General features: G+C 50.6%; 2 protein-coding genes. Both read right to left on the reverse strand.

The genetic code is table 11. The features are described 5' to 3' along the window. The coding region (locus ACFRAK_RS28000) for a response regulator (protein ID WP_394573032.1) at positions 1-259 on the reverse strand (259 nt) is incomplete at its 3' end. 198 nt (positions 260-457) lie between these two features. Then, the coding region (locus ACFRAK_RS28005; RefSeq protein ID WP_394573033.1) for a peptidoglycan DD-metalloendopeptidase family protein at positions 458-1,060 on the reverse strand (603 nt) is incomplete at its 5' end.

Raw genomic sequence — 1,060 nt, forward strand, 5'->3', positions numbered from 1 at the left:
TCTCTCCGTCCTTCGCCGTCAGCATGATGATCGGGATTTGCAGTTTGGCTGCGCGCACGTCACGGCATACGTCCATTCCGTCCTTGCCGGGCAGCATCAAATCGAGCAGCATCAGATCCGGACGCTTCGCCAGAGCGATCTCTACCGCACTGATACCGTCAAAAGCACAGATGACCTCATAGCCCTCTTTCTCCAAATTAAACTTTAAAATATCGGCGATGGGCTGTTCGTCATCCACCACCAGAATAGTTCCCTGCATCTTCCTTCTCACCTCATACCTTCACTTGAACGGTCTTCTTCTCATTTTACCACACCTGATGCCAAGTACATACCCACCGCCACACCACTTGATAACGCAAAAATGACCGCTCCCGTTAAGGAGCGGCCATCTTCACTATTATGATATATGAACCAATAATGGCTTATGTCGCATTGGTTTACCTAGTATAACACACAACTACAGATATTTCATCGGATTTTGCGCAACTCCATTTTTTTGCACTTCGAAATGCAGATGGACTCCGGTCGAACGACCCGTGCTGCCCATGACGCCGACTTTGGATCCTTGGCTTACAGATTGTCCGTTGCTCACGGAAATCTTGCTCATATGCCCGTATAAGGTGCGATATCCGTTGCCGTGGTCGACAATGACCACCTTGCCGTATCCATTCTGTTGACCGGCAAATACAACGCGGCCAGCGGCCGATGCTTTAATCGTGCTGCCCCCTACCAGATCGATCCCTTCGTGGCTGCGTCCCCAACGATGCCCGAAGGTGCTGGTCACACGCGCCCCACTGACAGGCCAAGCAAATTGGCTACTGCTGGAAGAGGTTGAAGTCGTCACTTTCGGTGCAGCTTTACGTTCTACCTTCGTTCCTTTATACACAACCTCAGGCAGAGATTCTTGAATAACTTCTTGTCCAGTCCACTGTTTCGAAATAACTTGGCCATTCTCTTTCGTTACAACATAATTTACGGTCTTGACGCCATCGCGGCCCGGCCTTACGACCTTGCGCTTACCCAAAGGCAGTTCATCGCTCTTACGAACGATCGTCTCCGC

The sequence above is a fragment of the Peribacillus sp. NPDC056705 genome, from assembly GCF_043656335.1.